Annotated in this window: 15 protein-coding genes; 9 read left to right on the top strand and 6 right to left on the bottom strand. The window is 73.4% G+C overall.

Annotated features, from left to right (window positions below; genetic code table 11):
* From B4M60_RS10205 to B4M60_RS10195, 3 genes are all read right to left on the bottom strand, one after another.
* Window positions 1–772 (bottom strand): cation transporter (locus B4M60_RS10205; RefSeq protein WP_291083186.1); only part of this gene is annotated, 772 nt, incomplete at its 3' end.
* 50 nt (window positions 773–822) lie between these two features.
* The gene (locus B4M60_RS10200) at window positions 823–1,038 is read right to left on the bottom strand and encodes a heavy-metal-associated domain-containing protein (RefSeq protein ID WP_291083183.1); all 216 of its coding nucleotides are present in this window, start codon (window positions 1,036–1,038) and stop codon (window positions 823–825) included.
* 48 nt (window positions 1,039–1,086) lie between these two features.
* Entirely contained in the window at window positions 1,087–1,374 is a 288-nt protein-coding gene (locus B4M60_RS10195; RefSeq protein WP_291083180.1) for a metal-sensitive transcriptional regulator, read from the bottom strand.
* 154 nt (window positions 1,375–1,528) lie between these two features.
* On the opposite strand from B4M60_RS10195, the gene B4M60_RS10190 reads away from it, so the two are divergent.
* Genes B4M60_RS10190 through B4M60_RS10180 form a run of 3 tightly spaced genes read left to right on the top strand, consistent with a single transcriptional unit; the run spans window position 1,529 to window position 4,292 of the window.
* Window positions 1,529–3,319 carry a TIGR03767 family metallophosphoesterase gene (locus tag B4M60_RS10190; RefSeq protein ID WP_291083177.1) on the top strand — a complete coding sequence of 597 codons (1,791 nt, stop codon included), beginning with the start codon at window positions 1,529–1,531 and terminating at the stop codon, window positions 3,317–3,319.
* A gap of 20 nt (window positions 3,320–3,339) precedes the next feature.
* Window positions 3,340–3,696, top strand: coding sequence for a hypothetical protein (locus B4M60_RS10185; protein WP_291083174.1), 357 nt, complete (start codon window positions 3,340–3,342; stop codon window positions 3,694–3,696).
* Window positions 3,693–4,292 (top strand): hypothetical protein, encoded by a 600-nt coding sequence (locus B4M60_RS10180; protein WP_291083171.1) that lies wholly within the window; start codon window positions 3,693–3,695, stop codon window positions 4,290–4,292. The genes B4M60_RS10185 and B4M60_RS10180 overlap by 4 nt, the downstream gene beginning before the upstream one ends.
* A 55-nt stretch (window positions 4,293–4,347) precedes the next feature.
* Here B4M60_RS10180 and B4M60_RS10175 read toward each other — a convergent pair whose 3' ends face one another.
* Window positions 4,348–4,902, bottom strand: coding sequence for a hypothetical protein (locus B4M60_RS10175; RefSeq protein ID WP_291083168.1), 555 nt, complete (start codon window positions 4,900–4,902; stop codon window positions 4,348–4,350).
* Window positions 4,903–5,116: 214 nt separating this feature from the next.
* Here B4M60_RS10175 and B4M60_RS10170 point away from each other — a divergent pair, with 214 nt between their 5' ends.
* The 4 genes from B4M60_RS10170 (at window position 5,117) to B4M60_RS10155 (ending at window position 9,046) form a co-directional block, all read left to right on the top strand.
* Window positions 5,117–6,439, top strand: a complete 1,323-nt coding sequence (locus B4M60_RS10170; RefSeq protein ID WP_291083165.1) for a lipase family protein — start codon at window positions 5,117–5,119, stop codon at window positions 6,437–6,439.
* A gap of 61 nt (window positions 6,440–6,500) precedes the next feature.
* Entirely contained in the window at window positions 6,501–6,935 is a 435-nt protein-coding gene (locus tag B4M60_RS10165) for a MarR family winged helix-turn-helix transcriptional regulator (protein ID WP_291083162.1), read from the top strand.
* Window positions 6,932–8,326, top strand: coding sequence for an MFS transporter (locus tag B4M60_RS10160; RefSeq protein WP_291083159.1), 1,395 nt, complete (start codon window positions 6,932–6,934; stop codon window positions 8,324–8,326). The genes B4M60_RS10165 and B4M60_RS10160 overlap by 4 nt, the downstream gene beginning before the upstream one ends.
* Before the next feature lie 63 nt (window positions 8,327–8,389).
* Complete coding sequence (locus B4M60_RS10155; RefSeq protein ID WP_291083155.1) at window positions 8,390–9,046, top strand: lysoplasmalogenase; 657 nt, start codon at window positions 8,390–8,392, stop codon at window positions 9,044–9,046.
* On the opposite strand, the gene B4M60_RS10150 is transcribed toward B4M60_RS10155, so the two are convergent.
* A complete protein-coding gene (locus B4M60_RS10150) occupies window positions 9,036–10,388 on the bottom strand; it encodes an alpha/beta hydrolase domain-containing protein (RefSeq protein WP_291083152.1) in 1,353 nt (450 codons plus the stop codon). The two genes, B4M60_RS10155 and B4M60_RS10150, sit on opposite strands and share 11 nt — an antisense overlap.
* Before the next feature lie 89 nt (window positions 10,389–10,477).
* Between B4M60_RS10150 and B4M60_RS10145 the strand changes: the two genes are divergently transcribed.
* Window positions 10,478–11,353 (top strand): alpha/beta fold hydrolase, encoded by an 876-nt coding sequence (locus tag B4M60_RS10145; protein WP_291083149.1) that lies wholly within the window; start codon window positions 10,478–10,480, stop codon window positions 11,351–11,353.
* A gap of 24 nt (window positions 11,354–11,377) precedes the next feature.
* Here the strand turns inward: B4M60_RS10145 and B4M60_RS10140 are convergent, their stop codons facing one another.
* Entirely contained in the window at window positions 11,378–11,983 is a 606-nt protein-coding gene (locus B4M60_RS10140) for a TetR/AcrR family transcriptional regulator (RefSeq protein WP_291083146.1), read from the bottom strand.
* A 118-nt stretch (window positions 11,984–12,101) separates the two neighbouring features.
* On the opposite strand from B4M60_RS10140, the gene B4M60_RS10135 reads away from it, so the two are divergent.
* A partial coding sequence (locus tag B4M60_RS10135; protein ID WP_291083143.1) for an AMP-binding protein occupies window positions 12,102–12,574 on the top strand: 473 nt, incomplete at its 3' end.

The following is a 12,574-nucleotide window of genomic DNA, read 5'->3' as shown; positions in this document are numbered from 1 at the left end:
TGCCGTCCACGCCCCTGCGCAGCACCGCGACGTCCTTGGCGCCCAGCTCGAGCAGGGACCGCAGCGCCGCGCCGGCCGAGCGCTTGGAGCGGGCCTCGAAGTAGCGGCCCAGCAGCACGAACGTGGTGACGCCGGCCGCGGCCTCGAGGTAGATGTCGCCGGCGCCGTCGCTGGGCGAGAGGCTGAGCTCGAAGCCGTGCGTCATCCCCGGCATCCCGGCGTGGCCGAAGAACAGGGCGTACAGCGACCACAGGAAGGCCGCCGACGTGCCGATCGACACCAGCGTGTCCATGGTGAACGCGCCGTGCCGCAAGTTGACGGCGGCCGCGCGGTGGAACGGCCACGCGCCCCACACCACGACGGGGGCGGCGAGGGTGAGCGAGAGCCACTGCCAGTTGGTGAACTGCAGCGCCGGGATCATGGCCATGGCGATCACGGGGAACGCGAGCGCGGCAGAGATCATCACGCGCCGGCGCAGGCTCTCCACCCGGTCGGGCGCGGCGGAGTCGTCGGTGGCGTTGCCAGCCGCGCCCGCGCCCGCGCCTTCGCCCGCGCCTTCGCCCGCGCCGGCGTCGTGCCGCGCCGGCGTCCGCGGCTGCGGCAGGCGCGCGGAGTACCCGGCCTGCTCGACGGTGTCCAGCAGGAGCCGGGACTCGACGCCCGGGGCGAACTCCACGCGCGCCTTCTCGGTGGCGTAGTTGACCTCGGCCGTGACGCCCTCGAGCTTGTTGAGCTTGCGCTCGATCCGGTTGGCGCACGACGCGCAGGTCATGCCCTCGATCTGCAGCTCCAGGACGGTGTGCTCGCCGGTGGTCACCGCGCTCACGCCCCCGACGTGAGCGTGTACCCGGCCTCGTCCACCGCGGCGCGGACCGCCGCGGGATCGACGGGGTCGGAGGAGACGACGACGAGCCGGCCGGACTCCAGCTCGACCTCGACGTCCGTGACGCCGGGGATCTCGGAGACCTCCTCCTCGACGGAGGCGACACAGTGTCCGCAGGTCATGCCGGAGACGGTGAAGGTGGCGGTGGCGGTCATGGTGTTCTCCTCGGGTCGGGACGGTGGTGTGGGGCGGGGGCCGGCGGGTTAGGACCTGACCAGGCGCGCGATGGCGGCGTTGGCCTCGGCGAGTTTGGTCTCCGCCTCCGGGCCGCCGTGCTCGATCGCGCCGGCCACGCAGTGGCGCAGATGCTCCTCGAGCAGGTTGAGCGAGAGCGACTGCAGGGCCCGGGTCGTGGCGGAGATCTGCGTGAGGATGTCGATGCAGTACTTGTCCTCCTCGACCATCCGCTGCAGCCCCCTGGCCTGCCCCTCGATGCGGCGCAGCCGCTTGAGGTGGTCCTCCTTGTGCGGGGCGTATCCGTGCTCGGCCATGCTTCATACGATACCCCCCTACGGTATGGGGTGCATGACGGTCACCGGACCGGCCGCTGAACGCCTGGTCAGACACCGGGTCGGGCCACGCTCCCTATTCCCTCCCCCCTGATCCGGCGCTACTCTTCCGCTACGCCGATAGCGGAGGAGCGCCATGCCCGGACTGTCCCGTCGCCAGTTCGTGAGCCGCGTGGGCGCCCTCGCCGCCCTGTGGTCCATGGCCCCGGCCGCACTGGGCGGCAGACTCGCGTCCGCCCAGCGGGCCCCCGAGGAGCCGCCGTCCACGCTGACGGGGACCATCCTCCGGAAAGAGGGTCCCGCGAACTCGTACCGCACCCTCGCGGCGGGGCCGGGCGAGGAGTACCTGCCCCGGCTCGACATCCTGCGCACCGCGCCGTCGTCGACCCGGGCGGACTCACGCCGCTCCCTCCTCTACCTGGGGCACCTCTCCGACATGCACGTCATCGACGCGCAGTCCCCCTGCCGCATCGAGCCGATGATCGTCCAGGACCACGCGACGTGGGCCTCGGCGTTCCACCCGCAGGACCCGCTCACCGTCCACGTCACCGCCGCCATGGTCAAGTCGTTCGCGGACAACTCGACCAGCCCGGTGACCGGGGCGCCGCTGGGGGCGGCGGTGGTCACCGGGGACAGCGCGGACATGCACTCCCACCTCGAGCTGCGGTGGTACATCGACGTCCTCGACGGGGTCCCGGTGACCTCGAACAGCGGGTCGCCCACCGAGTTCGAGGGCGTGCAGGCGTGGCGGGACGCCGAGTGGGCGTACCGGCCGGACGACCCCTCGGGCGGGGCGTTCGGCGACCACGGTTTCCCGCGGCTGCCGGACCTGCTGACCCAGGCCATCTCCCGACCCGTCGAGTCGGTGGGCCTGCCGGTCCCGTGGTACGCGGTGTACGGCAACCACGACACGCTCCTGCTGGGCGCGTTCGGTCTGTCCCCCCAGATGCACGCGATGGCGGTCGGGCCGGAGAAGTCCCACACGCTCGCCGCCACCTCGACCTCGATCCTGGCCGGATACGCCGCCACCTCGAGCTCCCTGCAGCGGCTGCTCGACGCCTGGGGCGTCCGCTCGGGGACCAGACCGGGATTCCGAGGGGTCACCGCGGATCGGCGCCGGTACCTGTTCGAGCAGCGCGAGTTCATGGCGGAGCACTTCACCACCACGGAGACCCCCGGTCCTGTCGGCCACGGATTCACCCAGCACAACCTCGACTCCGGGGAGACCTGGTGGACCGCGGACGTGACGCCCCACGTGCGCCTGATCGGACTGGACACCTGCAACGCGGTCGCCGGGGCCGACGGCGCGGTGCCGGCCACCCAGTTCGAGTGGCTGAGGGGCCAACTGGAGCGCGCGCGGTCGGAGAACACCCTCGTCCTGGTGCTGACCCACCACAACAGCATGACCCTGGAGAACCGCGCGCGACGGCCGGGTTCCATGGAGAGGCTCCACGGCGCCGAGGAGTTCATCGACCTGCTGGCGTCCCATCCCGTGGTGGTGGCGTGGCTCAACGGGCACACCCACCAGAACCAGATCCTCGCCCACCGCCGGGGCGACGGCGGGTTCTGGGAGATCACCACCGCCTCCTGCATCGACTTCCCCCAGCAGCAACAGACCGTCGAGATCGTGGACAACCGCGACGGGACGCTGTCGCTGTTCTCGACCGTCCTCGACCACGCGTCCCCGGCGACCCCCGGTCCGTCCGGGGGATACCTGGACCTGGCGTCCCGGAGCCGGGAGCTGGCGGCCAACGACTGGGCCGAGAACCCCCTGATGAGACGGGGCTCGGCGCTGGACCGCAACACCGAGCTCCTGCTGCCCGCCCCGTTCGACACGGAGACCATCACGGACGCCTCGCTGGAGCAGCAGCACCTGCGCGAGCGCGCCCGCCTCCTCGTCCACGAGCAGCGGCGGGCCGGGCGATGACGCGCGCGGGGTCCGGAGCCGTGACCGGAACGGCGGTGTCGGCCGTGTCGGCGTTGGTCGTCGTGGCGCTGGCCCTCGCCGGGTGTTCGCAGATCGACGCCCTCGCGCCGGTGGGGGGCGCGGAGATCGCGGACCTCCGCTACGCGACCAACGAGGTGCTCCTTGAGCAGGGCGTCGAGATCCTCGTCGCGCCGGTGTGCGAGGGCGCGGGCGGGGAGCTGCACTGTGCCGGCGAGACCGCCGGCGGGGAGGCGATCACCTCGACCGCGACCTCCGCGGACGCCTCCTCCTTCGAACTCAGGATCGGTGACCGCGTCCTCTTCGCGGGGCCGGTCCAGGGCGTCCTCGACCGCAACGGAACGGTGGGCGCACGATGATCGGGACGTGGCGGGGGTTCGCGCGGGGCGCACGGGTGACGATCCCCGTCGTCGTCGTCACCGCGCTCGTCCAGGCCGTACTGGTGATCGGAGACCCGACGCCGGAGGGCACGTGGGGCTTCACCCTCCGCGCGGTCGCGTCCGTGGTGGCGGTGATCGTCGCACTCTGGCTGGTCGTGTGGGCGGCGGCCTCGGCCGTCCGCCCGGGCGCGACGTTCTCGATGCCGCCGGCCTCGAGACCGCCGGTCGGGTTGCTGGCCGGCGCGGCGGGGGCCGTGGGCCTCGGTGCCGTGGCCGGGATCCTCTCGCCGGTCCTGCCGCTGGTCGTCGCCGTGGCGGGGCTGCCGGCGCTCACGGCCCTGGCGACGACGCCGAGGTGGTCCACCTCGCGCAGCGTCCGCCGCTCGCCCGGTCGTGTCGTTCTCGCGCTCGGGCTGACGGTGCTGGTGTTCGTCGTCGACTGGGTCCTCGCCCTGGTCCTCGGATTCTTCGTCGGCGGGCCGGTCTCCGCCGCGCTCACCTGGGTGGTGTTCGGCGTCACCGCGGCGTTCCTGGCCACCCACTGGGCGGTGCTGCACCGACGGGCCGCGGGATAGGCGAGGGCCGCCATCCGGTCGGCCCGGATGACGGCCCTCGTCCGGCGGGTTGCGCCTAGCCGCGCGCGAGCAACCGACCCTCCGCCCGGTCCGGCAGCAGGTACTCCGCGGACATCGCGGCCGCGACGGACCCCGCGATCACCAGCACGAAGCCGATCACGGCGACGTACGGCCCGTAGGTCACCGCCATCTCCGGGGACAGGCCCGTGAGGGTCGGCTCCGAGGTGCCGGTGGAGCCGTAGAGCACCCAGACGAAGCCCAGGTGGGCGACCAGGACCAGGGTCGCCGTCACCGCGTTGAGGATGGCGAAGATGCCCAGTCGGCTGAGGAGCGTGACCACGGCGAGGACGGACAGGCCGACCAGCCCGAGGAAGTTCACCGGGGTGATGGCCCGGAGGCCCAGCACGTCGGGCAGCGAGATGCCGGTGATGGACTGGCCGCCGCCGGACACCCAGGGCAGGTACAGGCTGATCAGGGCGATCGCCAGACCGGCCAGGGCGACCGGGGCGCCGACCCGGCTCTGGATCACCGGCTGGGCCTTCCTCGTGCCGGCCGTCGCGGACTCCGGGGAGGCCGCGCGATCGGGGACATGGGGAGCGTGGATGGTCATGTCGGTCGTCCTCTCGGGTGCCCACGTCGGAGATGTGAGATAGGACACACACTATGTTGATGCGACACCTTCCGCTACCCCGGCAAGCTAGGAGTCCTCTGAGATTTTCGCGCGGCCCCGTTCGCAGGCTGGGGGGACGGCGACCCTAGACTCTGCTTACTTCGTGAGTCAGAACACAGCAGCCGGGGGGACCGTGCCACTTCGTCGAACCGCGATGCGCGCAGCCGCATTCGCCACCACCATCGTCACCACCCTCGCCGGCGGGGCGGCGATCGCGCCCGCCGCCGCCCAGGGCTCGTCCACCCACCCGGCTCCGGCGTTCTACCAGCCGCCGGCCGAGCTGCCCGCCGCCGCGGGCGCGCTCATCAGGACCGAGGCCTTCCCGCTGGCCGGCGCCCTCCCGGCGATCCCGGGGGCGGAACAGCTCACCTCGGCCGCCGGCCCGCTGTCCACCGACGCCCGGCGGATCATGTACACCTCGGTCGGCTCGCGGGGCCAGCAGATCGCCGTGACCGGCGCCTACCTCCAGCCCCGCGCCCCGTGGACCGGCCCGGGCACCCGACCGCTCGCGGTGATCGCGCCCGGCACGCAGGGACAGGGCGACCACTGCGCGCCGTCCACGACGTTCCAGAACCTCGCCACCGTCCGGACGGACCCCCCTGGCGTCGGGGTGGGCTACGAGCTGATCAAGGCCTACGCGTTGCTCGCCCGCGGCTGGGCGGTCGCGATCACCGACTACGAGGGCCTGGGCACGCCGGGCATCCACTCGTACGTGAACCGTGAGGCGTCCGCCCGCGCGGTGCTCGACCTCGCCCGGGCCGCCCCGACCGTGCCCGGCGCGGACGTCGGCCCCGGCCCGCGGACGGTGTTCATCGGCTACTCCCAGGGGGGCGGCTCCGTGGCCGCGGCCGCGGAGCTCCACCCGCAGTACGCGCCCGAGATCAACCTGGTGGGGACCGCGGCCGGCTCGCCGCCCGCCGACCTCCTGGCCACCCTGGAGAAGGCCGACGGTTCCGCGATCGCCGGCGTGATCGGGTACGCCCTGAACAGCCTCGTGGCGGCCTATCCGCAGATGGCGGACGCGCTCGACGGGCACCTCAACGACCGGGGTCGCCAGATGCTGGCGGTCACCTCGGATCAGTGCATCGGCGAGACCGCCGTCCAGTTCTTCCAGCGCCGCACAGGCGAGTTCACCGCCTCCGGCGCCTCCGCCGGCGACATCGCCCGACAGGACCCCGTGATCATGGGCTTCCTCGAGCGCCAGCGCATCGGCCGGCTCACGCCCACCACGCCGGTGCGGATCCTCTCGCCGGTGAACGACGACGTGGTGGCCGGCCCGCAGTCCCTGCAGCTGGGCCGCGACTGGTGTGCGCGGGGGGTGGCCGTGGACATGGTGATCGACCACACCCCGCCGGTGGCCACCGGGATGGTGATCAACCACGCCGCGCCGATGCTCACCGGGCTCGGCGGGGCCGTGCAGTACCTGGCGGACCGGATCGACGGGCTGCCGGCGCCGGTCAACTGCGGGACGTACTGAGACCCGGACGGGGGTCCCTACCTGCAAGCAGATTGCGCAATCTAGTTGTAGACTCTGCGGGGTGACCGACCCTCCCGACCCGACCGCCCTGGCCGCCGACCTGCGCGAGGCCCTGCGCCCGCTGTGGCGGCGGTTCGGCGAGCACCGGACGCTGTCCATGGGCAAGACCGGGATCATGGCGAGCCTCGAGCGCCACGGCGCACTCGCCGCCACCGACCTCGCCGCCCGCGAGCGCATCAGCCACCAGGCGGTGGCCAACGCGATCCGCGAGCTCGCGGACCTGGGCCTGGTCTCCCGCAGCCCGGACCCCGGCGACGGCAGGCGGACGCTCGTCACCCTCACCGACGCCGGACGGGAGCGCCTGGTCAGCGAACGCGCGGCGGGCCAGGAGTGGTTGATCCGCGCGGTGGCCGACGGCCTGAGCGAGTCCGAACGCGCCACCCTGGCCGCGGCCGTACCCCTGCTCCGCCGGCTGGGCCCGGAGGACGTCCGGTGACCACCACCGACCGCCGGCCCGCGCCCCGCAGGTTCGTCCCGGCGCTCGTCTACGCGGCGCTGACCAGCGCGATCGTCAGCTCGCTCGGCATGCTCCTGGTGCCGTCGGTGGCCACCGAGTTCGGCATCACCGTGAGCGCCGCCCAGTGGATGCTCACCGTGAACCTCCTCGTGGGCGCCGTGGCCACCCCGATCATGGGGCGCCTCGCCGACGGGCCGCACGCCCGGCGCCTGCTCCTGGTCTCGCTCGGCGTGATCTTCGCCGGCTCGGTGGTGGCCACCGTCGCCACCGACTTCACCGTCTTCCTCCTCGGCCGCGCGCTGCAGGGCCTGCTGTACGGCACCGTCCCGGTCACCATCGCCCTGGCCCGGCGGCACCTGGGTCACCCCGAGTCCCAACCCGCGATCTCCACCCTGTCCGTCACGGTGTCGGTGGGGATGGGGCTGGGGTATCCGCTCACGGGGGTGCTCGCGTCCGCGTTCGGCCACCGCGCCGCGTTCGCCTTCGCCGCGCTCTTCGTGGCCACCGCCGCGGTCGGGGTGTGGCGCTTCATCCCCGCCGGCCCGGACCCGCATGCCCCGCGGACCCGGTTCGACCTGCTCGGCGCCGCCCTGTTGGGCCTCGGCCTGGCGACGCTCCTGCTGTGGATCTCCGAGGCACCGGGCTGGGGCTGGGGCGCGCCGCGGGCGCTGGCCGTGCTGACGGTGTCGCTCGCGGCGCTCGCCGCGTGGGCCGTCCACAGCGTCCGGACCCGGCACCCCCTCATCAACCTCCGGGTGGTCCGCCGCCCCGAGGTGCTGCTGGCCAACGCCACCGCGATCGGGCTGGGCACGGCCATGTACATCGGCCTGTCCATCGCGAGCCTGGTCGCCCAGGCCCCCACCACCACGGGCTTCGGGCTGGACGTCCCGCTGATGTGGGCCGGGTTCATGATGGCCCCGCTGTCGGTGGGCAGCCTCCTGGCCAACCGGGCCGTCCGCGCCCTGTCCCGGCGCCTGGACATGGCGGTCTTCCTCCCGGTGGGGGCGGCCGTGATGACCCTGGCGTCGGTGCTGCTCTGGCTGGCCCACGCGAACTTCTGGACGCTGGCCGCCGGCATGTTCCTGTTCGGCGCCGGGATCGGCTCGGGCTACGCCGCCATGCCCGCGCTGATCGCCCGCAGCGTGGCGGCGGACCAGCTCGGCAGCGCGGTGAGCTTCAACCAGGTCCTGCGCACGGTCGGCGGGGCGGTCGGCGCCGCGCTGTCCGCCGCCGTGCTCGCCGCCCACCCGTCCGACTCGACCTACTCCACCGAGGCGGGCATCACCGTCGCGTTTGCCATGGGCGTGGCGTGTTGCGCGGCGGTGATGGTGGCGTTGACGTGGCACGCCGTCCTGTCCCGACGCGCCTGATCACGACGACGAGGTCCCGCGTAGCCCGGTGCCGGGGCACCCCCGGGCGATACCGTCCTCCGCATGAGCGTGCTGAGCTGGATCCCCCTCGCCCTGGTGACCCTCGTGCACCTGGCGGCGCTCGCGGCCGGCGCCGCGACCGCGGCTTCGTTGTCACAGGTCCTGCTCATGCCCGCGCTGGCCGTCGTGCTGCTGGCGTTGCCCCGCGAGGGCCGCGGACCCTCCTGGCGGTGGGCGCTCGGCGCGCTGGCCGCGAGCTGGGTGGGCGACTCCCTGCCCAAGGTCGTGCCCGAGGACGCGCGGTTCCTGGCGATGGTGGGCGGGTTCGCGGTGGCGCAGGTGCTGTGGGTCGTGGCGTTCACCCGCGTGCCCAGGGGCCGTCCCCCGCTGGCGTTCACGCTGCTGCTCATCGCCGTGGCCGCGGCCCTGCTCGCGGTGACCGTGCCGCAGGCCGGGGCGCTGGCCCCGGCGGTGGTGGTCTACGGGCTGCTCCTGGCCGCGACCGCCTACCTCGCGGCGAGCCACGGCTGGGTCGGCGGGCTGGGCGGTGCGCTGTTCGTGCTCTCCGACGGGCTGATCGCCCTTGGCGCGTTCCGCCCGGAGCTCGTGGACTGGCCGCGGCGGGACCTGGTGGTGATGGCCACCTACGTGGCCGCGCAGGCCCTGTTCGTGGCGGTCGTCCTGCGCACCCGGCCCCCCGGCCGGGCCGTCACCAGGTGACGCGCTCCGGGCGGGCGTCGGCGAGGATCTCCTCGCGGTCCTCTGCCAGGAGGAACCCCTCGGCGACGAGCCGGTCCGTCGCCTCACGGTAGGCGCCCAGGTAGTGATCGCGATCCCGCCACCGCCGCCGCAGCAGTTGCTCGTCCAGCTCCACGGTCCGGCCGAGGAGCATGCACAGGGGCTGCGCCTCGGGGTGGGGGACGCCGGTGAGCTGCTCGACCGGGGCCTCCACGGCCGGCGTCCTCACGCCTCCGCGGGCGTTGCCCAGCTCGTCAGCGATCACCTCGTCGTCGTCGATCTCCACCGGCGGCGCGGCCGGCGGACGCGCACCCCCGGCGACCCACTCGAGCAGGTGGCGCAGCCCGGCCCGCAGGACGAACACCTGCTGGCCGCTGTTGACCGGGCCGTGGCAGTCGACGAACTGCGCGAACTCCCCCAGCTGGTACAGGTCCGCGTGCCCCTGTCCGGCGATCTCCCACGTCATCACCCACTCGGAGTCGGGCTGGCGCGCGGGGGCCGAGCCGATCAGGCCCACCAGGTCGCCCTCGGCCTGGACCACCACCACGGGCACGCCGACGTCCTCGCGCAACCGGGCCGGGCCCCGGGTCAGGGCCGCGCGGATGTCCGCGCCGCGGCCGCGGTCGTCGAAGGGCAGGTACCCGGCTCCACGGCTGTGGAGGAGGAACGCGTCGAACTCGCGGGCCAGCGGGTGGACGCCGTTGACGTACGAGGTCAAAGCGAACGCCGACTGGGACTCGCCGACCGCGATCACCGTGTGCGGGGTGAGGTCCGCGAGCGGCCCGTGACCGTCCGGCCGGCGGGCGGACCGGCCCACCTGCGTGACGATGTCGTAGGAGTAGGCGTCCCCGGGGTGGTGCAGGTCGCCGTAGCGCTCGGGCCGCTGGGCCCGCAGCCCGGTGGTCTGCCCGCCGAGGCCCACCGCCGCGTCCCCGCCCTCGACCGCGATGAACTGCGCCGACACGCCGACCCACGCGTGTCCGGCCCGGAGGATCTCGTCGGCGAGATAGGTGTAGTCGGGTGCCGCGTCCTGCCCTCCACTGACGTTGAGCCACTCCACCAGGACCACGCCGCTGAACGCCCCGGCCTGCGGTCGGCGCACCAGCACGCGCGTGGCGAAGGGGGCCGAGTCGGCCTCGGTGAGCTCGAAGCGCCCGTCCTCCGGGGTGGCGTCCGCGCGGTAGGACAGGGCCCGGCCCGAGGCGGTCCACTCGGACTCGGTGTACCCGGCTGCCGCCAGGTCGGGGCCCTTCCGTCCGGACATCGGCGGGAACGCACGTCCCGCGGTGAGCTCGGTGAACGTCGGGCGGGGGGATCGCTGCATGGTGCGATTGTCGCCGGTCCGCGCCGGCGCCGGACCCCTTTACCCTCTGTAGGGTCGCGCGAGAGGCCGCCGATCACCGAGGAGCCCACGTGACCGCACTCTTCTCCCAGTTCCTGCCGGGCAGCGTGGAGACGCCCGGCGCCCGGATCCACGTGCGGGCCGGCGGTTCCGGCCCGCTGGTGGTGCTCCTGCACGGCTACCCGCAGACCGGCGCGATGTGGCACCCGATCGCCGACCGCCTGGCGGCGGATCACACCGTCGTGGTGCCGGACCTGCGCGGGTACGGCGCGTCCGTGTGCAACGATGACGACTTCTCCTTCCGCGCCATGGCCGCCGACGTCGCCGCCCTGATCCGGGGGTTCGGACGGGGCGACGACGGCAAGGCGATCGTCATCGGCCACGATCGGGGCGCCCGGACCGCCCACCGGCTGGTGCTCGACCACCCGGGGCTCGTCGCGCGCGTCGCGCTGCTCGACATCCTGCCCACCACGGAGGTGTGGCGGCGGATGACCCCGGAGATGATCCGCGCGTACTACCACTGGGGCTTCCTCGCGCGGCCCGAGATCGCGGAGCCGATGATCGTCGACGACCCGGTGCGGTTCCTCCACTCGGCGCTGGCCGGCCTGTACTCCCCCCTCGAGGCCTTCCACCCGCGCGCCCTGGCCGAGTACGAGCAGGCGATCCGGCGGCCCGGGGTGATCCACGCGATCTGCGGCGACTACCTGGCCGGCGCGACGGTGGACCTCGAGCACGACGCGTCGGACTTCGACCGCCGCCCGGACCTGCCGACGCTGGTGCTGTGGGGATCGAGGGGCAAGGTGGGGGCGGAGGTCGACCCGCTGGAGGTCTGGCGCGGGCGACTCCCCCGCGCGGAGGGCCGTCCGATCGACGCCGGGCACTTCCTCGTGGAGGAGGCGCCGGAGCAGACGTGGGCGGCGCTCGAGGAGTTCATCCGACGCGGCTGAGCGTCCGTGGCGGCGCGGGCGGTCTCACCCGGCGTGGCCGAGGCCCCGCGCCAGCTGATCGGCCCAGGCCGTGACGACGTACCCGCGCCGCGTGGAGTCGTCGGTCAGGACCCCGGCCAGCGCCAGACCTCGACACAGGTCGAGGGTCGCCTGGACCAGCGCACGGACGTCCGGATCCGAGTCGACCTCCCCCAGGAGCCGCACCGCCAGCCGGTGGGCCTCCTGGGCGAAGCGCCGCTCGAGGGGCATCACGGCCTCGCGGACCCTGTCGTCCACGGACGCCGCCGCCCACACCTGTAGAGCGGCGCGGAAGAGATCGCCGGAGTAAACCTCGACCAACGCCTCGACCGCGGAGTGCACGCGCTGCGCCCCCGTCGCCTCCGGCACCGGCACGGCCAGCACGAGAGAGGTGCGCTTGTCGAACATGTACTCCAGCGCGGCCACGACCAGGCTCTCCCTGGTGGGGAAGTGGTGCTGCAGGGCGCCGCGGCTGATCCCCGCGGCGTCGGCGATGGTGGCGTTGGTGGAGGCGGTCCAGCCCATCGAGGCCACACAGTGCACGGTCGCCTCGAGGAGGCGCAGGCGCGTGGCCCGGCTTCGGTCCTGCTTGGGCTCCGACAGCGGCGGCATGGTCTCGTTCCTCCTCGTTGATCCCCGCGATGGTGCCACACGGGCTCCCGCGACACCGCGTATAGAAAAACAATCCGTCTGGATTGTTTGTTTGGGATCGAGTGGCTATCGTCACACCATGACTGATTCCGGATACGGCTCCTGGGCCACCCGACAGGCCCTCCGCAACGGGGCTCGCATCGCCTTCATCGACGGCGTGGGGGGCGCCACCACGACGTACGCGCAGTTCGAGGCCCGCACCAACCAGCTCGCCGCGGCGCTCACGTTGCGGGGCGTCCAGCGCGGCGACCGGGTGGCGCTGCTGCTTCTCAACAGCCCCCAGATGATGGAGATCTACTTCGCGGTGGCCAAGCTGGGCGCGATCGCCGTCCCGGTGAACTTCCGGCTGCACCCGTCGGAGGTCGCGTACGTGCTGGAGGACTCTGGGGCGTCGTTCCTGTTCCACAGCACCGCCTTCACCGAACTCGCGGACGCGGCGACCGATCAGAACACCCGGATCCGGGGAACCGTCACCGTGCCGACCGTCCGGGAGCGCGCCGGCGCCGGCGGGGGCGACTACGAGGCGTTCCTCTCCGGCGGCTCTCCCGACCG

Origin of the sequence: Dietzia sp. UBA5065 (assembly GCA_002415925.1) — a bacterium.
Lineage (GTDB): Bacteria > Actinomycetota > Actinomycetes > Mycobacteriales > Mycobacteriaceae > Dietzia.
The sequence above is the reverse complement of the archived record's forward strand: the minus strand, read 5'-3'. Positions and strand labels throughout refer to the sequence as shown.